24 protein-coding genes, 1 pseudogene and 1 riboswitch are annotated in these 19,971 nt (G+C 45.5%); of the genes and pseudogenes, 14 read left to right on the top strand and 11 right to left on the bottom strand.

The genetic code is table 11. From position 1 onward, the window contains the following. Positions 1–2 precede the first annotated feature (2 nt). Positions 3–311, bottom strand: a complete 309-nt coding sequence (locus FB592_RS06755) for a metal-sulfur cluster assembly factor (protein ID WP_003232998.1) — start codon at positions 309–311, stop codon at positions 3–5. A gap of 63 nt (positions 312–374) precedes the next feature. Further along, entirely contained in the window at positions 375–1,142 is a 768-nt protein-coding gene (locus FB592_RS06750) for a prolyl oligopeptidase family serine peptidase (protein WP_021479569.1), read from the bottom strand. 120 nt (positions 1,143–1,262) lie between these two features. Here FB592_RS06750 and yitU point away from each other — a divergent pair, with 120 nt between their 5' ends. The 3 genes from yitU (at position 1,263) to FB592_RS06740 (ending at position 2,529) form a co-directional block, all read left to right on the top strand. Beyond that, positions 1,263–2,075 carry a 5-amino-6-(5-phospho-D-ribitylamino)uracil phosphatase YitU gene (yitU, locus tag FB592_RS06745; protein WP_021479570.1) on the top strand — a complete coding sequence of 271 codons (813 nt, stop codon included), beginning with the start codon at positions 1,263–1,265 and terminating at the stop codon, positions 2,073–2,075. 103 nt (positions 2,076–2,178) lie between these two features. Continuing rightward, complete coding sequence (locus tag FB592_RS20930; RefSeq protein ID WP_003245103.1) at positions 2,179–2,331, top strand: hypothetical protein; 153 nt, start codon at positions 2,179–2,181, stop codon at positions 2,329–2,331. Next, on the top strand, positions 2,332–2,529 hold the full coding sequence (locus tag FB592_RS06740) for a DUF3813 domain-containing protein (RefSeq protein WP_003245613.1): 198 nt from the start codon (positions 2,332–2,334) through the stop codon (positions 2,527–2,529). Positions 2,530–2,559: 30 nt separating this feature from the next. Here FB592_RS06740 and FB592_RS06735 read toward each other — a convergent pair whose 3' ends face one another. Both FB592_RS06735 and FB592_RS06730 read right to left on the bottom strand, forming a co-directional pair. Continuing rightward, the gene (locus FB592_RS06735; protein WP_021479571.1) at positions 2,560–3,015 is read right to left on the bottom strand and encodes a BsuPI-related putative proteinase inhibitor; all 456 of its coding nucleotides are present in this window, start codon (positions 3,013–3,015) and stop codon (positions 2,560–2,562) included. Positions 3,016–3,033: 18 nt separating this feature from the next. Continuing rightward, on the bottom strand, positions 3,034–3,876 hold the full coding sequence (locus FB592_RS06730; protein ID WP_003245017.1) for a YitT family protein: 843 nt from the start codon (positions 3,874–3,876) through the stop codon (positions 3,034–3,036). A 137-nt stretch (positions 3,877–4,013) separates the two neighbouring features. Between FB592_RS06730 and FB592_RS06725 the strand changes: the two genes are divergently transcribed. Continuing rightward, entirely contained in the window at positions 4,014–4,865 is an 852-nt protein-coding gene (locus FB592_RS06725) for a DegV family protein (protein ID WP_021479572.1), read from the top strand. Between the two features lie 46 nt (positions 4,866–4,911). On the opposite strand, the gene nprB is transcribed toward FB592_RS06725, so the two are convergent. The 4 genes from nprB to FB592_RS06705 all read right to left on the bottom strand — a co-directional run bounded on the left by nprB (position 4,912) and on the right by FB592_RS06705 (position 7,908). Then, positions 4,912–6,528, bottom strand: coding sequence for a neutral protease NprB (gene nprB / locus FB592_RS06720; protein ID WP_015715662.1), 1,617 nt, complete (start codon positions 6,526–6,528; stop codon positions 4,912–4,914). Positions 6,529–6,663: 135 nt separating this feature from the next. Then, positions 6,664–6,957, bottom strand: a complete 294-nt coding sequence (locus FB592_RS06715) for a DUF3784 domain-containing protein (protein ID WP_003233021.1) — start codon at positions 6,955–6,957, stop codon at positions 6,664–6,666. A 19-nt stretch (positions 6,958–6,976) separates the two neighbouring features. Further along, positions 6,977–7,564 (bottom strand): HAAS signaling domain-containing protein, encoded by a 588-nt coding sequence (locus FB592_RS06710; protein ID WP_046160269.1) that lies wholly within the window; start codon positions 7,562–7,564, stop codon positions 6,977–6,979. Then, positions 7,561–7,908, bottom strand: coding sequence for a PadR family transcriptional regulator (locus tag FB592_RS06705; protein ID WP_003245674.1), 348 nt, complete (start codon positions 7,906–7,908; stop codon positions 7,561–7,563). Before FB592_RS06705 ends, FB592_RS06710 begins: the two co-directional genes overlap by 4 nt. 177 nt (positions 7,909–8,085) lie before the next feature. Here FB592_RS06705 and FB592_RS06700 point away from each other — a divergent pair, with 177 nt between their 5' ends. Genes FB592_RS06700 through FB592_RS06690 form a run of 3 tightly spaced genes read left to right on the top strand, consistent with a single transcriptional unit; the run spans position 8,086 to position 10,117 of the window. Further along, complete coding sequence (locus tag FB592_RS06700; protein WP_128747023.1) at positions 8,086–8,622, top strand: SdpA family antimicrobial peptide system protein; 537 nt, start codon at positions 8,086–8,088, stop codon at positions 8,620–8,622. Then, positions 8,607–9,536, top strand: coding sequence for a sporulation-delaying protein SdpB family protein (locus FB592_RS06695; RefSeq protein ID WP_003233028.1), 930 nt, complete (start codon positions 8,607–8,609; stop codon positions 9,534–9,536). Before FB592_RS06700 ends, FB592_RS06695 begins: the two co-directional genes overlap by 16 nt. After that, positions 9,533–10,117 (top strand): sporulation delaying protein family toxin, encoded by a 585-nt coding sequence (locus FB592_RS06690; protein ID WP_141949400.1) that lies wholly within the window; start codon positions 9,533–9,535, stop codon positions 10,115–10,117. Before FB592_RS06695 ends, FB592_RS06690 begins: the two co-directional genes overlap by 4 nt. 52 nt (positions 10,118–10,169) lie before the next feature. Here the strand turns inward: FB592_RS06690 and FB592_RS06685 are convergent. Next, positions 10,170–11,067, bottom strand: a pseudogene (locus FB592_RS06685) (CvfB family protein). A gap of 98 nt (positions 11,068–11,165) precedes the next feature. Here FB592_RS06685 and FB592_RS06680 point away from each other — a divergent pair. The 7 genes from FB592_RS06680 to FB592_RS06650 all read left to right on the top strand — a co-directional run bounded on the left by FB592_RS06680 (position 11,166) and on the right by FB592_RS06650 (position 18,432). After that, a complete protein-coding gene (locus FB592_RS06680; protein WP_014479415.1) occupies positions 11,166–11,657 on the top strand; it encodes a YajQ family cyclic di-GMP-binding protein in 492 nt (163 codons plus the stop codon). A 106-nt stretch (positions 11,658–11,763) separates the two neighbouring features. Next, positions 11,764–11,881, top strand: a riboswitch (SAM riboswitch). Positions 11,882–11,970: 89 nt separating this feature from the next. After that, complete coding sequence (locus FB592_RS06675) at positions 11,971–13,809, top strand: bifunctional homocysteine S-methyltransferase/methylenetetrahydrofolate reductase (RefSeq protein ID WP_021479577.1); 1,839 nt, start codon at positions 11,971–11,973, stop codon at positions 13,807–13,809. A gap of 90 nt (positions 13,810–13,899) precedes the next feature. Next, complete coding sequence (locus tag FB592_RS06670; protein WP_021479578.1) at positions 13,900–14,349, top strand: GNAT family N-acetyltransferase; 450 nt, start codon at positions 13,900–13,902, stop codon at positions 14,347–14,349. A gap of 5 nt (positions 14,350–14,354) precedes the next feature. Then, a complete protein-coding gene (locus tag FB592_RS06665) occupies positions 14,355–15,203 on the top strand; it encodes a GNAT family N-acetyltransferase (protein ID WP_021479579.1) in 849 nt (282 codons plus the stop codon). A gap of 111 nt (positions 15,204–15,314) precedes the next feature. After that, on the top strand, positions 15,315–16,583 hold the full coding sequence (locus FB592_RS06660) for an MFS transporter (RefSeq protein ID WP_014476404.1): 1,269 nt from the start codon (positions 15,315–15,317) through the stop codon (positions 16,581–16,583). An 8-nt stretch (positions 16,584–16,591) separates the two neighbouring features. Continuing rightward, a complete protein-coding gene (locus FB592_RS06655) occupies positions 16,592–17,707 on the top strand; it encodes a mandelate racemase/muconate lactonizing enzyme family protein (protein ID WP_021479580.1) in 1,116 nt (371 codons plus the stop codon). A gap of 95 nt (positions 17,708–17,802) precedes the next feature. Beyond that, a complete protein-coding gene (locus tag FB592_RS06650; RefSeq protein ID WP_009966972.1) occupies positions 17,803–18,432 on the top strand; it encodes a YitT family protein in 630 nt (209 codons plus the stop codon). A 44-nt stretch (positions 18,433–18,476) separates the two neighbouring features. On the opposite strand, the gene FB592_RS06645 is transcribed toward FB592_RS06650, so the two are convergent. Both FB592_RS06645 and FB592_RS06640 read right to left on the bottom strand, forming a co-directional pair. Next, a complete protein-coding gene (locus tag FB592_RS06645) occupies positions 18,477–19,235 on the bottom strand; it encodes a phosphosulfolactate synthase (protein ID WP_021479581.1) in 759 nt (252 codons plus the stop codon). Further along, positions 19,232–19,918, bottom strand: a complete 687-nt coding sequence (locus tag FB592_RS06640) for a 2-phosphosulfolactate phosphatase (protein WP_021479582.1) — start codon at positions 19,916–19,918, stop codon at positions 19,232–19,234. Before FB592_RS06640 ends, FB592_RS06645 begins: the two co-directional genes overlap by 4 nt. Positions 19,919–19,971 lie beyond the last annotated feature (53 nt).

Genomic DNA, 19,971 nt, shown 5'->3' with positions numbered 1-19,971 from the left:
TTTTATTGAATGCCAAGCGCAATTTTTGCGTATCTGGACATTTTATCCCTAGTCCAAGGCGGATTCCATACAATGTGAACCTCTGTGTCTTTCACTTCAGGAAGGTCCGCTAATGCTTTTTTGACCTCATCCACGATAATCGGCGCTAAAGGGCATCCCATTGATGTTAGCGTCATGGTGATGTGCGTCAAGCCATCTTCATCCATATCAACGTCATATACCAAGCCGAGGTTCACGATATCAACGCCAAGCTCAGGATCGACAACCTGTTCCAGGGCGCCCATGATGTTTTCTTTTAATGCTTCTTCCACGTTCCCTCACTCCTTTTTTCTACAGTATAACGTAAATTCAGCTCTTGTTAATAACTTCGTGCTTTATAAGTACGTTTCAAACCATTCAATCGTTTTTAACACAGCTGCCCGCGGGACTTTATGGTCAGCGTTTTCATCTCCGATAAATTGCAGGCGTTCCGGCTGCTCGCTGTAATGGGATTTAATCGTGTCATAAAATTTCCGGGTCGGCGCGTAAGGCACAACTTTATCTTTTGCGCCGTGCCAAAATAAAAGCGGGCGCTGTTGCAGTTTCTCCGGCTGAAGGCTGAGATCCCGCAATTCGAGACGTTTCATCAGCTGCTGTACCTTCTCTTCCGGCACATCGATTTCAATGCCCTGAGATTGAATATGGTCAATCTGCTGCTGAAACAGCTCCACGTAATTGGGGCTTCCCATCAGGCTGACGCCGGCTTTTATCCAATCATATGCAGTCAAAGCGCCAAGCGTTGTGATGCCGCCCATTGACGTGCCTGCGAGACCGATGCGGCCGCCGTCTACCAGGCCTACTTTTTCAAAATGGTTTTTAAGCACGCCGATCTCTTCAATCTCGTTTAGGACGATGTCCCAAAAATGGCCCGCCAGCTCTTCGACAGCCATTTCTTCTCCCCGTTCCCCATGGTGCAAAGCCTCCGGTAGAACGGCTCTAAAACCCTTCTCCGCAAGCAGGTAAGCAATATGAAGGTTGTGTTCCTTCGCGCTTGTAAAACCATGGATAAAGATCACGAGAGGAACAGCGCGGTGCCTGTTCTCTTCCTTTACAATATGTAAAAATGGAATACCGGAAACGGTTTGATTCTCAATTTGTATCACAATGTGCCCCTCCTTAGGATAACCATAATCATAAGTGTAACATGTAGACAATAAAGATGGTAAAAAGCTACACTGTAAGTAAGGCAAAACAAGCAAAATCTAAGGTTAAAGGAGCTTTTCATGGAGACAAAACCCTATTTAATCGCATTAGATTTAGATGGAACATTATTAAAGGATGATAAAACCATATCTGAAAACACCCTTCAGACGATACAGCGCCTAAAAGATGACGGGCATCATGTCTGCATCTCAACAGGCCGTCCGTATCGTTCAAGTTCCATGTACTACCAGCAGATGGAGCTGACAACGCCAATTGTCAATTTTAACGGAGCATTTGTCCATCATCCGCAAGACGACAGCTGGGGACGGTATCATACGTCACTGCCGCTTGATGTTGTCAAACAGCTCGTGGATATCAGCGAGAGCTACAACGTACATAACGTGCTTGCTGAAGTGATTGACGACGTATACTTTCATTACCATGATGAGCACCTGATAGATGCCTTTAACATGAACACAACAAATGTAACGGTCGGAGACTTGCGGGAAAATCTCGGTGAAGATGTGACGTCCGTACTCATACATGCAAAGGAAGAGGATGTGCCGGCAATACGCTCATATTTATCGGATGTGCATGCCGAGGTGATCGACCATAGAAGATGGGCCGCTCCGTGGCATGTCATTGAAATTATCAAAAGCGGCATGAATAAAGCGGTCGGCCTGCAGAAAATCAGCGATTATTACGGCGTGCCTAGGGAGCGGATCATTGCTTTTGGAGATGAGGATAACGATTTGGAAATGCTTGAATTTGCAGGCTGCGGCGTTGCAATGGGAAATGGAATTGACGCGGTCAAGCAGATTGCCAACCGAACTACGGCCACAAATGAAGAGGACGGCGTGGCAAGGTTTTTGAAAGAATATTTCTCACTTTAAAGAAGGTCCGTATTAATTTTTCCCACTCATAAACCTTACTTTACCCCACCATACTATTGAAGACGACTCATCTCGTCAAAGTATGGAAGGGGGCAGTCTCAAAATGGGTAAACGAAGCAAATCCAGAAGGTTTATTCAGCAGGGTAAAGACTCCATCGGGCTACACGCCGCAAGATTTCCATATCGGTCTACTTTAGAAGAAGCTCACCAGCATGCCGCGGCACGAGACTCGGCTGAAAGGCAGTATGAATATTAAATGAGAAATGAACTGTTTCAGCAGGCAAAATCATTTGTTCAACAGGCGGTCATGGTGACAAACGGCTTTGAGGAAGGCGATCAGGAGCAAGCGATTCTGAGAGCCAAAAATGCTGTATCTTCTGCGTATGCCAATTCGACAGATGCGGAACGTCAACAGTTGCATCAATTTCAAAATCAGCTGGACAAACTGCAATAAAAAAAGGCTATGGCGACTCGCCATAGCCTCTTATTTGACTTCAAACTGCTGAAAAGCCTGAACCTGCTTGAGATTTTCCGCCCTGCCCTTAAATGTCACCTTGACCTCATAGGTTCCGGGCTCAGGGACTTCCTTCCACACATCAGAGAAATCATATGTTTCTCCAGATTCAAGCGTCAGGTTTTGAAAAGCCTGCGTAAACATTTTGTCTTTCGAATAACGGTATCTTTCTTTGTGCTCAGAATCATACACGACAAGTTCAAATTTTTGCCCTGTGCTGAATTGAAACTCAATAGCACGTTCGCTTTGGTTCTTCAGCGACATGTTAAACTTGATTTGTTCAGGCTCCTGAATTGCGTCAATAGATAAAACAACCTCTTGATTCTCCATTCCGCCTGATACCTCCTTATCGGGTTCTGTCTGCTCATCTTTCCCGCAGCCTATCAAAAGCAGCACGGGGAGGAGCATCACAAGCAGCCGTTTCACGACTTCCACCTGCTTTCGTCAGTCTTTTCTAAAGAAACCAAAAATCCCTGTCGTTTGAACGATGTTCGTAAATGCTTTTGGATCAACTTCTTTGACGATCTTTTCTAAATCGTACAGTTCATACCTCGTGATGACGATAATCATCATTTCTTTCTGTTCGTTCGTAAAAGCTCCTTTTGCCGGAACAGTTGTGATGCCGCGCACCATTTTTCCGTAAATGGCTTCCTTGATTTCGTCCGCTTTTTTCGTCACAATCATTGCCGTAAGCTTCATGTGGCGAGTGTGAATGGCGTCGATCACCCTCGTTGTCACATATAGTGTAACCAGGGTATATAATGCTTTCTCCCAACCTTGCAATAATCCTGCCGTCAAGATGATAATCCCGTTCAGAATGAAGAAATACGTGCCGACGGGTTTATCCTTCCACTTTGCAAGTACCATGGCGACGATATCAAGCCCGCCTGTCGAAGCTCCGTATTTTAATGTTAAGCCGATACCGACTGCGGAAATGACGCCGCCGAACACCGCGTTCAGCAAAATGTCATGTGACAGGCTTGTTTCCGGCAGGATCCCCATAAACAGAGTAGTGAGTGCGACACTTAAAATGCTGTACACTGTAAACGATTTGCCGACCTTCAGCCATCCTAAAATACCGACCGGAATGTTTAAGAGGAACAAGAGCGTTCCCGTCGATATGTAAAAGGGGGCATATTGATCAACGACGCTTGATAAAAGCTGGGCAACACCTGTAAATCCGCTGGCATATACATCTGCAGGTATCAAAAATAAGTTCAGCCCGGCAGCATTGAGTAAAGCGCCGATGATGACGATGAGTAATTTTTTTGTTTGATCTAGTACCATGGCATGTTCCTCCGCTCTTTCTTCTTTATTATGTTTTCCCTTAAAACAAATATTTGAACACGATTTTGGCAAATTAATATGATATAGTTGGCTTAACTCTCTTGATAACGAGCGATAACGGAAAGAAGGGAAGCAATATGACAGTTCATCTCATCGCTGACAGCGCTACTGATTTGCCTCGTTCTTATTTTGAAGAAAAAGGCATTGGCTTTATTCCGCTCAGGGTTTCTCTCGGCGATAAAGAATTCGAAGATGCAGTCACAATTCATGCGGATCAAATATTTGAAGCGATGCAAAATGGAGAAACCCCTAAGACGTCCCAAGCCTCACCGCAAACGATTAAAAATGTGTTTTTGCAATATGCCGAAACAGGTGATCCCGCTCTTTACATTGCCTTTTCCTCAGGTCTCTCCGGCACGTATCAGACAGCTGTAATGATCGCCAATGAATTGAAGGAGGAATTCCCCGATTTTGATTTGCGGGTCATTGATTCCAAATGCGCTTCATTAGGATACGGTCTGGCTGTCCGGCATGCTGCCGATCTCTGTATCAACGGGAATACAATACAAGAAATTGAAACGTCTGTAAAGAACTTTTGCAGCCAGCTTGAACACATTTTTACCGTTGATGATTTAACATATCTCGCGAGGGGCGGCCGGATATCCAAAACGTCCGCTTTTGTCGGCGGCCTGTTGAATATTAAACCGCTGCTTCAGATGGAGGACGGCAAGCTTGTGCCTCTGGAAAAAATCCGCGGACAGAAGAAACTTTTCAAACGGATCATCGAGCTTATGAAAGAGCGCGGGGATGATTGGAGCGATCAAACCGTCGGGATCAGCTACGCCGCGAACAAAGAAAAAGCCACGGACATGAAACACCTGATTGAGGAAGCGTTCAAGCCGAAAGAAATCATTATGCATCCAATCAGTTCAGCAATCGGCTCGCATGCCGGTCCAGGTACATTGGCGATATTTTTTTTAAGAAAATGAGCAAACAAAAACAGTCAGGACACAGAGTCTGACTGTTTTTGTTTGCTCATAGAATTCCGACAGCCTCATACGCCTTTTCGACTGAAGCTGATTGCTTCGAGCCTTCACCGTATAAATCATTGGCAGCTTCAATCGCCGCTTGCTTCATCATGCTGAAATCTGTAGATGCCGTTACATAATATGTTAAAGCCCGATAGTAAATTTGTTCACTTGCTTCACGCCCAATCCCTTCAACCTGTACACCGTGGTGCACGCCTCCTTCTGCAAGAAGATAAGCTGCTTTATTGTGAATGGACGAATTGATATGGACTCCGCCATAATCCTCTGTTCCTGTGTAGCGGTTCGAGTAATGATCTGGATTTCCCTGCTTAGATGGGTCCTCCAATGACCGCAATGAATCTCCTGCAATACCAGGAGTATAGACATCTTCGCCGATCTCCCAATCATCACGGTCAGCCATCGCGCCCATAATGTCAGAAATGGACTCATTTAATGCACCGGGTTCTCCTTGATATAAAAGACCGGCGGAATACTGTGTGACTGCGTGTGTGATTTCATGCGCGACAATGTCGAGCGATCCAGACAGCGGCTTAAATTTCGAACCGTCTCCATCCCCGTATACCATCTGGACACCGTTCCACGCAGCATTGTTCCATTGTTTGCCGACATGCACGGTAGACGTAATCCTTGCTCCGTTTTGATCAAAAGAATCACGGCCAAATGTCTTGCTGTAATAATCGTAAACGGCTTGCGCATTTGCGTGTGCGTCTACAGCCGCAGGTTCATTAAATACGGACGTGCCGCTGACTATTTCTTTGCCCGTATACCCGATTAGTTGAGACAAAAGCGTAAACAAGGTTTCGTTCAGGTTCTTCGCGTCAAATGTATTGATCCCTTTTCCCCTTGTTTCGTCAGCCAAATAAAAGCGCCCATTTTGTTCTGTGACGTCAAAGCTTTTTTCATCACCTGATACGCCGATTCCTGTACCTGCCGCTTCATGAATGGCATTAAAGGACTCAATGACCTTTCCGTTTTTGGCATCGATGAAATAATGCCAATAGCCAGGATCAGGTTCAGATGTCGAGAGTCTCACAAGGTAGGCGAGATCATATTCACCGTCGTGTGGATAGATATATAATTCGCCTTTTGGTTCCCCATCAAGATATTCGATTTTTCCAATGGAAGCCTCGAGCTCACGCCTTGCTGTATGTATTGCTTTTTTCTCAGAAATAGACGGTGTGATGGAGACGTCCTTGATTTGCGGATGCACCTTTCCAAAGAAACTTTTCACTTGTTTGTTTTCCTTCATCGCGACCGCTTGTTCAAAGCCGTAAATCGGAATTCCTTTGTAAACCTCCGTTAATTTAAAAAACGTTTGTTTTGTTTTTGGATCCTTTATGGTTTTCGAAATGCGAAAATGACTGTTCGCATTCCCTTTGAGCTTAAACTGCGTTTGATGCTTGTCAAGATAGGAAAATAGCGATTCTTTCTGGGTTGTGTTTTGTACCGGCTTCTGCGATGACTTTTCGATGATGTATGAAGGGGTTTGATACGTATGGTCGTATTTGATGCTTTGATCAGCTGAGGCATGTGTTACAAAAACCATTTGGGCCGCCGTGCATAAGCCGGCCAGTAATAGAGATGTCTTGGTCAGGTTGCGCAAAACACCACATCCTTCCTATTTTGGAATCTACCATTTTTCTTCATCCTATCAAAAATACAAAAACTTGTATGTGGTGCTTCGTTCTTATTTTCCCAAAAAAGAAGGGCGGAGATATTTCGCTCTGCCCTTCTTTTTCTACTCTACTAATTTTTTATTGACATAAATAATAACCCCTGCTCCATATGCCAGTATAAGCGGAGGTATGAGCTGCTCCTGACCTTGAAATGAGATAAAACTATTCAGCAAAATGAACAAACCGGAATTCAAGAAAAAGTAGCCTGCTATTCTGGCCAGCCGGTCTTTATCCCGTATACGCGCCTCGTTAAACCCAGCCAGCATCCAGGTTTGTTTTTTGATTCCGACAAAATAGGCAACCACAAAGAATAAAAGCGCGATGACAATTAATAGATAATTGATGCTGATTTCCATCTTACAGCCTCCTACAAGATTACTTGATGTTAAGAAAAAGAAAAAAAGCGGCGCAGCTTACTGCAATCAGCAGCAGGACGACAAGCGCATTGAGGAACGGGCTCAAAAGAAGCAGCACTGCTAAAAACAGCAGATAAACCGCACCGACTCGCGAAATCGTAACAATCTCCTTTTGAGAGCGCATTTTGTTTTTTCTGACACCTGCAAACATCATCAATTTTTTTCGCTTCCATACATATCCGGCGAGCACCATTAAATAAACAGCCAGCGGCAGCTGTCTGAAGTCGGACGGCAGCAGCGGCAGGGCGATAATCGTGACAATGAGAAGGACCGAAAGCCAGCTTTTGCCCAATAAAGACCTCCTCCTTTTCGTCTCTCCCCCATCACCCATCATCAATTCGGCAAGCTCCTTCGGATGAGAAAATTCAGATTCAACAGCTTCCTGCAGTTCCTCTTCACTAAGGCCGGCTTTGATTCTGTCTTGAACGAAAGCGGTGATATGCCCCTTTAATTCGTCGATAGCGTTTTCTCTCTCTACATCAGGCATATTCGCCAGCTCTGCATTTAGTTCCTCCATGTATCGGTCAATGATAAGCTGTCCATTCATAGCAAATCCCCCGATAAAGACAGTAAGGCTTGATGGGTTTCCAGGTATTTCTCCAGCCGTTCTTTTAACATTTCTTCTCCTTTTTGCGTCATTTTGTAATACTTTCTTTTCGGGCCGTCCAGTGAATCTTCCCAAAAAAATTCGATCCATCCCTTCTCGGTCATACGTTTCAAAATCGGATAAATCGCTCCCTCTGAAATAGCCAGCGCCGAGGTGGTTTTTAAGGATGACGTCAGCTCATAACCGTACATCGGTTTAGAACGCAGAAGGGATAGGATGGCCAGCTCGAAAATCCCTTTTCGAAATTGAACAATCCAGCGGTCATTAACTTGATTCGTTTTCATGGTTTAAATATATCGAAAAAACCACTATATATCAATCACATATAGCAGTGTAAAATGTCCTGTTTTTTCTTTTAACAAAAATGGAATTTCTCATACTTTTTAACCTTTTTATTACATAAATGTTTTTATATTATGAAAAGTGTAAAAACGATTCTTCAGGTTAAAAGGAGCAGTCGAATGCAGAAATCGATATCATTTTTTGTCATTTTTTCAATCCTTTGGGGTTCGCTATTTCTGTTTTCTATTATTGGCAGCTTAGGGACAACCCCGATTCCGCTGACAAAGGACTCCAAATTTCTCATGTCCAGCATCCTCCCTCAGGGCTGGGGCTTTTTTAGCAAAAATCCGCGTGATACTGCAATCGGCTTATATGAGGCTGAAAATGCCAGCGCCAAGGTCAGATGGCCCAATATGAGGGCTGACAACCTATTCGGCCTGTATCGGTATGGGCGGTCACAAGGCGTTGAAATGGGCGTGATCTACAGCCAAGTCGGCAAGGAACAGTGGACAGCATGTAAAGAAAAGGACCTCGGCGCATGCAAAAGCAAAGCCAAAACCGTGCAATTAAAAACACCCTCTCCCCGCCCGCTGCTTTGTGGCAGCTACTATTTGACGAAAGAGGATATTGTTCCTTGGAGCTATTCTAAATACACCCCTTCGTCTTATCAGGTAAAAAGCATAGTCAAGGTTGTGATCTCATGCTCGAAAACATAAAACAGACCATCACCAGATGGGACGAAAGAAACCCGTGGACAAATGTATACGGCCTCGCGCGAAGCATCATTGCGCTATCCAGCCTGCTGACGCTGCTCATCAATCACCCGAGCCTCATTATGAAGCCAGCCAGCGGGATCAGCAGCTATCCAGCTTGTAAAATGAATCTCAGTCTCTTTTGCCTCGGCGAAAATAACTATATGATGTTAAATCTTTTCAGATGGGTCTGCATTGCCATTCTGGTGCTTGTTGTCATTGGCTGGCGCCCCAGAATCACCGGGGTTCTGCATTGGTATGTCAGTTACAGCCTGCAGTCATCGCTGATCGTCATCGACGGAGGCGAGCAGGCAGCAGCCGTCATGACCTTTTTATTGCTTCCCATCACGCTGACCGATCCGAGAAAATGGCATTGGAGTACGAGACCTATAGAGGGCAAAAGAACACTTGGAAAAATAACAGCTTTTATTTCTTATTTTGTGATCAGAATCCAAGTGGCGGTGCTTTATTTTCACTCTACCGTCGCTAAGCTGTCTCAGCAGGAATGGGTGGACGGAACGGCCGTCTATTATTTTGCCCAGGAAAAAACCATTGGCTTCAACGGCTTTTTTCAGGCGTTAACGAAGCCAATTGTAACAAGTCCGTTCGTGGTGATTCCGACATGGGGGACGCTGCTGGTTCAAATTGTCATCTTCGCGGCGCTGTTTGCGCCGAAGAAGCATTGGAGATTGATTTTGATCATCGCTGTTTTTATGCATGAGATTTTTGCAGTCATGCTGGGCCTCATCAGTTTTTCCATTATCATGGCCGGCATTTTGATATTGTATCTCACTCCTATCGATTCCACGATTCAATTTACATATATTCGCAGACTGTTGTGGAATAAAAAACACAAGAAGGGAGAGGTTTCAGTTTGAAGAAGGCGTTTCTAGTATTTTTGTCGGTTGTATTGGTGACGACTGTGTTTTTGGTGAAGCAGCAAGAAAGTGTGGCACAGGCAAAGCAGCTTGAGTATTCAGGTGAGGAAATTTTTAAAGGCTTTGTGTTTGCCCAAGGGGAAGTTGGCAAACAGCTTCCAGAGATCTTTAATAAAGCGATGACAGACAAACTCAACACAAAACAGGCAAAGGCTTTTGCCAATCAGGTTGTCGCTGATATTAAAAAAGAGGATGCTGACTTTTTTGATAACCTGAAGAAAGCTGTTTACAGCAAAGATGCATTGAAAGTGGATGAACTGCTGAAAAAAGCAGGTCAAATCGTTGAAGAAAAAGTAGAAGCAGCAAAGGAAATCGCCGCTTCCAAGGATGATACATCCAGAGTTCAGGCCGAGCTTGTCAACACTGTTGATACCGCTAACTATTTCTATTATGTTTCTTATGTTGCTGCAGCAGGTGCCCTGATTCTGATCATTCTCGCCATTGATATTACGCCGATTGCGATTTCAGACAATGTGGATCGCGAAATGGCAATCAGAACGCTGGTTGATGAATTAAACTAGACATAAAAAAACGGCTCGCTCCGCAGTCTGCTGCAGGCGAGCCGTTTTCATGCTATTTTTTCTCGTATGTCCATCCATTTTCCTGATACACTTTTCCGTTTTTCATCAAATGGCCCAGCGCGCGTTTAAAGGCGGCTTTGCTCATATTAAAACGTTCTCTGATATCATCAGGCTGGCTTTTGTCACTGTACGGCATGGCACCGTTTCTCATTCTCATATACGTTAGAATGCACTCAGCATCAACAGACATTGCATCCTGTTTTCTCGGAAGCAGCGACAAGTTGACTGAACCGTCTTCTTTCACTTGAATCACCCGGCCTGTGACTCTTGAACCCAGTCTTGGCTCCTCTTTTCTTTCTGACGGGTGAATAAAACAGCGGGTACCGTCATCCGTGATCACGAATGAACCCGATGCGATCAGCCTGTACACCGTACCTGTCAGCTCTTTATTCATCAGATCTTCTGAAGCGTCGGTAAACAGTTCGCTGATGATATCTTCCGGCGCTGGTTTCGCAAACATGCGCCCCCGGTTCGTCACCTTCAGCATACAGTAAAGTTTGTCCCCTTTTTGCGGCCAGACATCTTCGTACGGCGGCAAATGCTCAGTTGCGACTAGTGCGTCCTTCGATAAACCGACATCAACGAAAACGCCCATATCTTCCACTTTATCCACCACTTCAACCCAGCCATATTCATCCGCGCTGATGACCGGAATTTTCATCGTGGCCGCAAGCCTTTCCTGCTGGTCGACGTATATAAAGACTTCTACTTCGTCTCTGTCCTCGATATCCTCAGTCATTTCACTGTTATGTAAGAGAATCGTATCTTCCCCATCGGTTAAAAAGTAACCGAAGTCGGTTTGGTGATCTATACTCAAGGTTAATTGCTGCCCTGGTCTCATGCTATCGTCCTTCCTGTTCCGCTTATTCCTCTGCGGATTTTGTTAACATTTTTTCCAATCATCACAAATTGATTCTTTGTTCTGTTGGAAGTTTCTCTTTATTCTACTATAATCAACACATAAGTTAAATGTTATGGAGGTTTTCATATGGCAAAAGAAAGCTCATTTGATATTGTATCCAAGGTGGAATTGCCTGAAGTGCAAAACGCAATCCAAATCGCACTGAAGGAAATCAGTACCCGATATGACTTTAAAGGCAGCAAAAGCGACATTTCTTTAGATAAAGAGGAGCTGGTCCTCGTTTCCGATGACGAATTCAAATTAAGCCAGCTGAAAGATGTGCTGGTCAGCAAATTGATTAAACGAAACGTACCGACAAAAAACATTGAGTACGGCAAGGTTGAAAACGCGTCAGGCGGAACGGTGCGCCAGCGTGCAAAGCTTGTTCAAGGCATTGACAAGGACAACGCAAAAAAAATCAATACGATCATCAAAAACTCCGGACTGAAAGTAAAGTCTCAGGTGCAGGATGATCAAGTGCGTGTCACCGGAAAAAACAAAGATGACCTGCAGCAGATTATCTCAGCTGTGCGGGGAGCAGATCTGCCAATTGACGTTCAATTTATAAATTTCAGATAAATTTTCTGATTCCTATTGATTATTGTCTTTATTTTCGGTAAATTTGGAGAAAGGGAAAAACGCCAGGTATCTTTTGGCACTTCCTGACACGAAAATTTCATATCCGTTCTTATCAAGAGAAGCAGAGGGACTGGCCCGACGAAGCTTCAGCAACCGGTGTAATGGCGATCAGCCATGACCAAGGTGCTAAATCCAGCAAGCTCGAACAGCTTGGAAGATAAGAAGAGACAAAATCACTGACAAAGTCTTCTTCTTAAGAGGACTTTTTTTATTTCTCTTTTTTCCTTGCTGACGTGAATAAAGGAGGCAGACAATGGGACTTTTAGAAGATTTGCAAAGACAGGTGTTAATCGGTGACGGCGCCATGGGGACACTCCTCTACTCCTATGGCATTGACAGGTGTTTTGAGGAGCTCAATATTTCAAAGCCGGAGGAAATTCAGCGCATACATAAAGCGTATGTTGAAGCGGGAGCCAACATTATTCAAACGAATACGTACGGGGCCAACTATATTAAATTATCCAGACACGGTCTTGAGGATGACATCAAAAAAATGAATCAGGAGGCCGTAAAGATCGCGCGGGCTTCAGCAGGCGATGCATACGTGCTTGGAACGATGGGCGGCATACGGACATTTAATAAAAACGCGTACAGTCTTGACGAAATTAAGCGCAGCTTCCGCGAGCAGTTGTATCTGCTGCTGCATGAAGAGCCGGATGGCTTGCTGTTAGAAACATATTATGATTTGGAAGAAGCCCGTGAAGTGCTGAAAATCGCGCGCAAAGAGACTGATCTTCCGATTATGCTCAATGTCTCCATGCACGAGCAAGGCGTATTGCAGGACGGAACGCCGCTTTCTGACGCATTGCGCTCGATTGCGGATCTCGGAGCTGATATCGTCGGCATTAACTGCCGCCTCGGCCCTTATCACATGATTGAAGCGCTCAGCGAAGTGCCGATTTTTGATGACGTATTCTTATCCGTTTATCCGAACAGCAGTCTCCCTTCGCTTGAAGAGGGACGGCTCGTCTATGAAACAGACGACACGTATTTTCAAAACAGCGCGTCAGAATTCCGTAAGCAAGGCGCGCGGATTATCGGCGGCTGCTGCGGGACAACGCCGAATCACATCAGGGCGATGGCGGAAGCGGTTGGCGGGCTGGTTCCGATTACAGAAAAAGAAGTCAAAACCCGGGCGAAAGAATTCATTTCTGTTCATCACGAGCGAACCGAGCCCGGCCTGGATGAGATCGCAGCGAAAAAACGCTCTATTATCGTAGAGCTGGACCCGCCGAAAAAACTAAGCTTTGACAAATTTCTATCGGCGGCTGCTGAATTAAAAGAAGCGGGAATCGATGCCCTGACACTCGCCGACAATTCTCTGGCGACCCCGCGGATCAGCAATGTTGCCTGCGGTGCCCTTGTCAAGCAACAGCTCGATATGCGTTCCCTTGTCCATATTACGTGCCGTGACCGTAACATTATCGGCTTACAGTCACATTTAATGGGCCTTGATACGTTAGGGCTGAATGACGTGCTTGCTATTACAGGTGACCCTTCTAAAATCGGGGATTTTCCTGGTGCGACGTCTGTATATGATTTAACATCTTTTGATTTAATCAGGCTGATCAAACAATTCAATGAAGGTCTGTCTCTGTCTGGAAAACCGCTCGGCAAGAAAACGAATTTCTCAGTTGCCGCCGCATTTAATCCTAACGTCCGCCATCTGGATAAAGCGGTAAAACGGCTTGAGAAAAAAATAGATTGCGGCGCAGATTATTTTGTTTCTCAGCCTGTCTATTCCGTGCATCAGCTTGTCGATATCCATAACGAAACAAAACATCTGAAGACGCCGATCTATATCGGCATCATGCCGCTGACAAGCAGCCGGAATGCCGAATTCATCCATAATGAAATTCCCGGCATTAAGCTGTCTGATACGATTCGCGAAAAAATGGCCCATGCCGGTGAAGATAAAGAAAAGCAAAAGGCGGAAGGCCTTGCGATTGCACGCTCCCTGCTGGATACGGCATGCGAGCTGTTTAACGGCATCTACTTGATAACGCCTTTCCTCAGATCTGACTTAACCGCCGAGCTCACTTCCTATATTCAGCAAAAAGATGAGCAGCGCCAAAATATCTTTTTGCATTAATCCCTTAAAAGACTGTCTGATCCAATCGGGCGGTCTTTTTCAACGGGATTCGTGTTACGATATAGAAAAACAGTCATGAGGAGGAACATTATGCTCGAAGTCAAAACCATTTCCGCGGAAGATACATATGAAATCCGGCACCGCATTCTGCGTCCCCATCAATCCATTGAACAATGCAAATATGAAGAGGATCATGCAAAAGGCTCCTTTCATCTCGGCGCATTTTTTGAAGGAAAGCTGATCAGCATCGCTTCTTTTTCCCCGCAAAATCAGCCATTAATAACAGAATCCCCAGCATATCGGCTGAGAGGCATGGCAACGCTTGAAGGATATCGCGATCAAAAAGGCGGGAGCACGCTGATCAAACACGCGGAAGAGAAACTGGCAAAGAACGGCGTTCAGGCAGTCTGGTGCAATGCCAGAAGCCATGTGAAAGGCTACTATTCAAAGCTTGGGTGGGAAGTACTCGGCGAACCGTTTGAGATTCCCGGCATAGGCACTCATATCATCATGTATAAAAAACTCGAAACAAGCAGGTGATCTGTATGAGGGTAATCGATAAGCTGATTAAGCTTCATGAAGAACATATCCCTAGTCTATTGCGGCTTTGCAGGCAAGCCGGGTGGCCGGATTACGGCGAACAAGAGCTGGCACTGCTTGTCCAGCAAGGACGCTTTTTCGGCTATCAAAATGTCAGCGGTGATATTATTTCCTGCATCGGCTTGTTTTTGTTTGGCCGGCTTGCTTCTATCGGCCTCGTGATCGTGGACAAAGAATATCAACGGCTCGGCCTCGGCCGGCGTATGGTAAACGCCTGTATCCCCCAAGCGGGTGAAAACACCGCCATCAGGCTTTGCGCCACAAAAGAAGGTTTGCCGCTTTATGAAAAAGCAGGTTTTCATACGGCAGGTTCAGTGCGAAAGTACAGCTGTCACAGTTTTCAACCTTATACAAAAAAGCTTGATGCTGAACTGACATCCTTTAGAGAACAAGACTTTCACGACTTAACCGCGGCGGATCTGGAAGCCTTTGGCGGAGATCGATCAAATCTTTTGCAGCAGCTTATTTCTGCTTCATGCGAATGTATCATCGCCAGAAATCATGACGGACAGCTAATTGGCTACGGACTTTCTGTACAGACACCGGCCAATTTGAAATTCGGCCCTATCATCGCTCCATCATCAGATGTTGCAGCACAAATAATTAACAGGCTGGCGGCCGGCAAACAAGGGCCGATGCGAATCGATATACCGAGTGAACACACGTCTCTGCATGACAGCCTGATAGAAATGGGATTTCGTAAAGATGATGAACCTCCGCTTTTGTTCTTTCAGAAAAAAGCGCCTATTCAAAATGGACACTTATATGCTTTGATTTCACAGGCTCTCGGTTAACCCTCTTTTTTCCCGAACAGGTATCTTCTGTTCGGTTTTTTGCTGTCTGATCGCTGAATAAACGAAGCCATCAGGGACATTCTAAGCAGAAGAAAAGGAGTGTGCTCTGAGATGGAATCATCAAAACAAAATAATGGAATGACGGTTGTAGCAATCGGTTCAATCCCTTTAATATTAACCCTAGGAAACTCGATGCTTATTCCGATTTTGCCAAAAATGAAATCTGAACTTCATTTATCACAATTTCAAGTCAGTCTCGTGATCACAGTATTTTCCTTGATTGCAGCATTTGCGATTCCGATTGTCGGTTATCTCGCAGACCGATTCTCAAGGAAAGTCATCATTATTCCCTGCTTAATTTTGTATGGTGCCGGCGGTTTGTTAGCCGGGTTTGCGGCAGGTTTTTTTGACAATGCCTATCCTTGGGTCATGGCAGGACGAGCGTTACAGGGAATCGGGGCAGCCGGAACCGGCCCAATTGCCATGGCACTGACGGGAGATCTGTTTAAAGGCGCCCAGGAGAGCAAGGTGCTCGGCCTTGTTGAAGCTTCAAACGGCATGGGGAAAGTGCTATCGCCGATCATTGGCTCGCTGATCGCCCTGCTTGTCTGGTATGGCGCGTTTTTTGCCTTTCCTGTGTTTTGTATCATTTCGATCGTACTGACTTGGATTTTTATTAAAGAAAAGAAAAAGGAAAAAGAACCGCCACCAATCGGAAAATATGCAAAAGGGCTGTTAAGTGTCTTTAAACATGAAGGCAGATGGCTGTTTACCGCTTATTTAGCCGGTGCGACCTGTTTGTTTACTTTATTCGGCATCCTGTTTTATCTCTCAGATGTTCTTGAAAAAACATACGACACCGACGGCGTGAAAAAAGGCTTGATTTTAGCGATCCCGCTTTTGGTTATGTGTGTGACGTCCTATACAACAGGAAGCAAAATCGGGCAAAAGCAATCGTTAATGAAAAAGCTGATCGTACTTGGATTGGCGTTCATGACCGTATCCTACGCGGCACTGTCATTCATTGAAAATCTTGTCCTTTTTATCAGTGTTCTTGTACTGAGCAGTATAGGCTCAGGTCTTGTCCTTCCTTGTGTGAACAGTTTTATTACCGGGGCTGTCGGCAAAGAAAGACGGGGATTTGTCACCTCGCTGTACGGCTCTGTACGTTTCTTAGGGGTAGCGATCGGTCCTCCGATTTTCGGCCGCCTGATGCAATGGTCCAGACCCGGCATGTTTTTAAGCATCGCGGGATTGACTCTCGTTGTCGGGATTCTTGTGATGATGCTCATCCATGTGAAGCAAAACAATGAAGAAACAAAAGAAAAAGAAGACCCTAAAATGGCTGGCAATCGGCTCCAGCCCGCTGAGGAAAGGTAGCACCCAGTGTGAAAATTGTACGGATTGAAACCTTTCCGCTATTTCACCGATTAGAAAAGCCATACGGAGATGCCAATGGGTTTAAACGATATCGGACTTGTTATCTCATCAGGATTATCACCGAAAGCGGGATAGACGGCTGGGGAGAATGCGTTGATTGGCTCCCTGCTCTCCATGTCGGTTTTACGAAGCGGATCATCCCATTTCTATTAGGAAAACAGGCTGGCAGCCGCCTGTCATTAGTGCGCACGATTCAAAAATGGCACCAGCGGGCGGCCTCCGCTGTAAGCATGGCGCTGACAGAGATTGCAGCCAAAGCTGCGGATTGTTCGGTATGCGAATTATGGGGCGGGCGATACAGAGAGGAGATTCCTGTGTACGCGTCTTTTCAATCGTACTCAGACTCCCCGCAATGGATCAGCCGCTCAGTCTCCAATGTTGAAGCCCAGTTGAAAAAAGGTTTTGAGCAAATCAAAGTCAAAATTGGCGGGACTTCATTCAAGGAGGATGTCCGGCACATCAATGCGCTGCAGCATACAGCAGGCAGCTCCATTACGATGATTCTGGACGCAAACCAAAGCTACGATGCCGCTGCGGCTTTTAAATGGGAGCGCTATTTCTCCGAATGGACGAACATTGGCTGGCTTGAGGAGCCTTTGCCCTTTGATCACCCGCAGGATTACGCTATGCTTCGAAGCCGTTTGTCTGTTCCTGTTGCCGGTGGAGAAAACATGAAAGGCCCGGCGCAATATGTGCCTCTCCTTTCACAGCGCTGTTTGGATATCATTCAGCCCGATGTCATGCATGTCAACGGAATTGATGAGTTTCGGGACTGCCTCCAGCTCGCGCGTTATTTCGGCGTCAGAGCATCCGCCCATGCATATGACGGATCGCTCTCACGACTCTATGCTTTATTTGCACAAGCCTGTCTGCCCCCATGGTCTAAAATGAAGAACGATCACATTGAACCGATCGAGTGGGACGTCATGGAGAATCCTTTTACAGATCTCGTCAGCCTGCAGCCTTCAAAAGGAATGGTCCACATCCCGAAAGGAAAAGGCATTGGAACAGAGATCAATATGGAGATCGTCAATCGCTACAAGTGGGATGGCTCAGCATATTAAGCTGGGCCATTTCTTTATTTTGAGACATAAATAATGGACAGCCTCATAAAATGAAAACAGCGGACAAGTCTTTTCATAAAGGAGCAAATGACTTAATGGCTGAACTGCTGATGAAAGCAAAACTTACGTTTATGATTGTCGTAGGCGGCGTACTACAGGGACTCGGCATGTCCTTGTTTTTATTTCCGCATGATATTCCAACAGGCGGTGCAGCAGGTATTGCGGTGCTATTGCATTATCTGTTTCAAATCCCCCACGGATTTTCAGTGTGGGCTGTGAATGTATCAATGCTTTTTACCGCTTTAAAATGGCTGGAGATGAGAACATTCACCGGCACCCTCGCTTCTATCACCGTCACCTCTGTCTCGGTATTGATCTTTGATGCGGTTTTTCCGGATATCACATCTAATCTGTGGCTTGATCTGGCAAGCGGCGCAGTGTTATTGGGACTCGGCATCGGACTTTTATACAAATATAAAATTTCAAACGGAGGGTTCGGAGCACTTGCTCTGATGATTTCTATCTACCGCGGCGGGAATCCCGGAACGATCCTGCTCATCATGAATTGCATCATTTTTATGGTCACCGCGTCTATTATTGACTGGGGCATCGTCATTCAAGCCCTCATATGCCAAGTGATATCGACAAGAGTCATCGACTTCATCTACAACATCCGTCTGACCTCACTTCCCTATCTCACGCCTATGTACCGCCATAAAAAATAATAGGCAGAGGCTCTCTTCACGACGAGAGCCCCGCAGCCGCTGTTTTACAGAAAAAAGGTATCGGATCTTAGCCCTAAACGCAGCGTCTCCAAAGCGATAGCATCATGAAATGGAATATTGGCCAGATTCACATTCGGCCCGATTTTTTGAATAAACCCTTGCTGAAGCGTTTTGTTAGGCGCTTCAAAAATCAGCCTGTTGATATCAATATCCGAGGAAATGATGTCGTCAACAATTTGAAACCTGACATCGCCGCTGCTGGAACAGATCCCTCCCGTTCCGCTTTCTCTGGCTTCTGTAATCACTTTTTCCGCGCCCGCTTCCATATCCTCAACGATATATTCAAGCCATTCCTCAGAGCTTTGCCGGCTTGCTAATTCCGCATCCTTGCTGCCCACCTCACTGAGCACAAGAAATTCATCAGAAAAATCGGCAATGAAAGCCGCTTTCTCTTTATTTGTCATCGGGAGCGTACCGTTTGAAATCTCAATATATTCACAGCCGAAATAGGTGCAGTACCGATGAAATTCATTCACTTTTTTCTGGCTTACGTACTTTTCGAACAGTGTGCCGCCAAAGAAAAATGTAATGTCATGTTCTTTCAGTGTGCTGATTTTTTCTTCAAGATCTTTCGTAAGTAATGATGTGCCCCAGCCGAATTTCACAAAATCAATATAGTCGGACGCTCCGGCTATGACATCTTTGAAAAATTGCAAGGGATAGCCGTTATCAATTAAAATGGACTGCCCGGTTTCTCTCGGCTTGTTTGTTCTCACTGGCAATTCTAGTGAAAAATCATTCATATTATGACCCTCTCTATCGTTGGAACTTCTCCATCTTGTTTCACTTTCATCACGAAATCGCCCGTCAGTTCTTTTGTACAGTAAACGATGTCTTCCGAATCAAACAATGGCTGGCGGCTGTCAAAAAACTTCTCCGCAACAGAAGAGCGTTTTATTCTTTGAATCGCCTCCTCAGCCGTTACCGCATTTGTCCCTTCAATGATGCCTTTGATATACTCCGCACACGCCATATCGTCATCACCGGATGGATGGGAAGCCACTATGTTTATGACACAATCGTTTGCGGCCAGCTTTTTCACATGCTCTGCCGTTGTTTTGGCATTGGAAAATCCAGTTACGAACAGATGCTTTGCGTTCAGCGCCCCCAATGCTGCTGTGACGCCGTTTGTTGTTTTCTGGATTAGGCGCTTATCCGCCATATCCTGCCCAGCCATACGTTTTGGAGAATTATCTAAATCAAATCCGCTGATACCGACCCCCTTTTCCTCTCCCGTCAAAACATAATCCGGATAGGTGTCTTTCAGCGCAAAGGCTTCATCAGCTGTTCTGACCAACAAAATCTCTTTCGCCCCGCCAATAAACGCATAATGGGCGACCGTAAAAGCTCTGATGACATCAATGACGATGTTAATGTCCGCCGGGGCAAGCGAATGATGATGCCCCTGATAAATGGCAATCGGCATACTACCTCTCCTTGGGCATAAAACCATTTTGCTAAAAAGCATATTCAGCCGGG

The organism is Bacillus sp. SJZ110 (assembly GCF_006715455.1).
Taxonomy (GTDB): domain Bacteria; phylum Bacillota; class Bacilli; order Bacillales; family Bacillaceae; genus Bacillus; species Bacillus subtilis.
The sequence above is the reverse complement of the archived record's forward strand: the minus strand, read 5'-3'. Positions and strand labels throughout refer to the sequence as shown.

Coding starts and splice junctions, on each gene's coding strand:
- yitU (WP_021479570.1), top strand. CDS start 1,263: ATGGAGACAAAACCCTATTTAATCGCATTAGATTTAGATGGAACATTA.
- FB592_RS20930 (WP_003245103.1), top strand. CDS start 2,179: ATGGGTAAACGAAGCAAATCCAGAAGGTTTATTCAGCAGGGTAAAGAC.
- FB592_RS06740 (WP_003245613.1), top strand. CDS start 2,332: ATGAGAAATGAACTGTTTCAGCAGGCAAAATCATTTGTTCAACAGGCG.
- FB592_RS06730 (WP_003245017.1), bottom strand. CDS start 3,876: ATGGTACTAGATCAAACAAAAAAATTACTCATCGTCATCATCGGCGCT.
- FB592_RS06725 (WP_021479572.1), top strand. CDS start 4,014: ATGACAGTTCATCTCATCGCTGACAGCGCTACTGATTTGCCTCGTTCT.
- FB592_RS06715 (WP_003233021.1), bottom strand. CDS start 6,957: ATGGAAATCAGCATCAATTATCTATTAATTGTCATCGCGCTTTTATTC.
- FB592_RS06710 (WP_046160269.1), bottom strand. CDS start 7,564: ATGAATGGACAGCTTATCATTGACCGATACATGGAGGAACTAAATGCA.
- FB592_RS06705 (WP_003245674.1), bottom strand. CDS start 7,908: ATGAAAACGAATCAAGTTAATGACCGCTGGATTGTTCAATTTCGAAAA.
- FB592_RS06700 (WP_128747023.1), top strand. CDS start 8,086: ATGCAGAAATCGATATCATTTTTTGTCATTTTTTCAATCCTTTGGGGT.
- FB592_RS06695 (WP_003233028.1), top strand. CDS start 8,607: ATGCTCGAAAACATAAAACAGACCATCACCAGATGGGACGAAAGAAAC.
- FB592_RS06680 (WP_014479415.1), top strand. CDS start 11,166: ATGGCAAAAGAAAGCTCATTTGATATTGTATCCAAGGTGGAATTGCCT.
- FB592_RS06675 (WP_021479577.1), top strand. CDS start 11,971: ATGGGACTTTTAGAAGATTTGCAAAGACAGGTGTTAATCGGTGACGGC.
- FB592_RS06670 (WP_021479578.1), top strand. CDS start 13,900: ATGCTCGAAGTCAAAACCATTTCCGCGGAAGATACATATGAAATCCGG.
- FB592_RS06665 (WP_021479579.1), top strand. CDS start 14,355: ATGAGGGTAATCGATAAGCTGATTAAGCTTCATGAAGAACATATCCCT.
- FB592_RS06660 (WP_014476404.1), top strand. CDS start 15,315: ATGGAATCATCAAAACAAAATAATGGAATGACGGTTGTAGCAATCGGT.
- FB592_RS06650 (WP_009966972.1), top strand. CDS start 17,803: ATGGCTGAACTGCTGATGAAAGCAAAACTTACGTTTATGATTGTCGTA.
- FB592_RS06645 (WP_021479581.1), bottom strand. CDS start 19,235: ATGAATGATTTTTCACTAGAATTGCCAGTGAGAACAAACAAGCCGAGA.
- FB592_RS06640 (WP_021479582.1), bottom strand. CDS start 19,918: ATGCCGATTGCCATTTATCAGGGGCATCATCATTCGCTTGCCCCGGCG.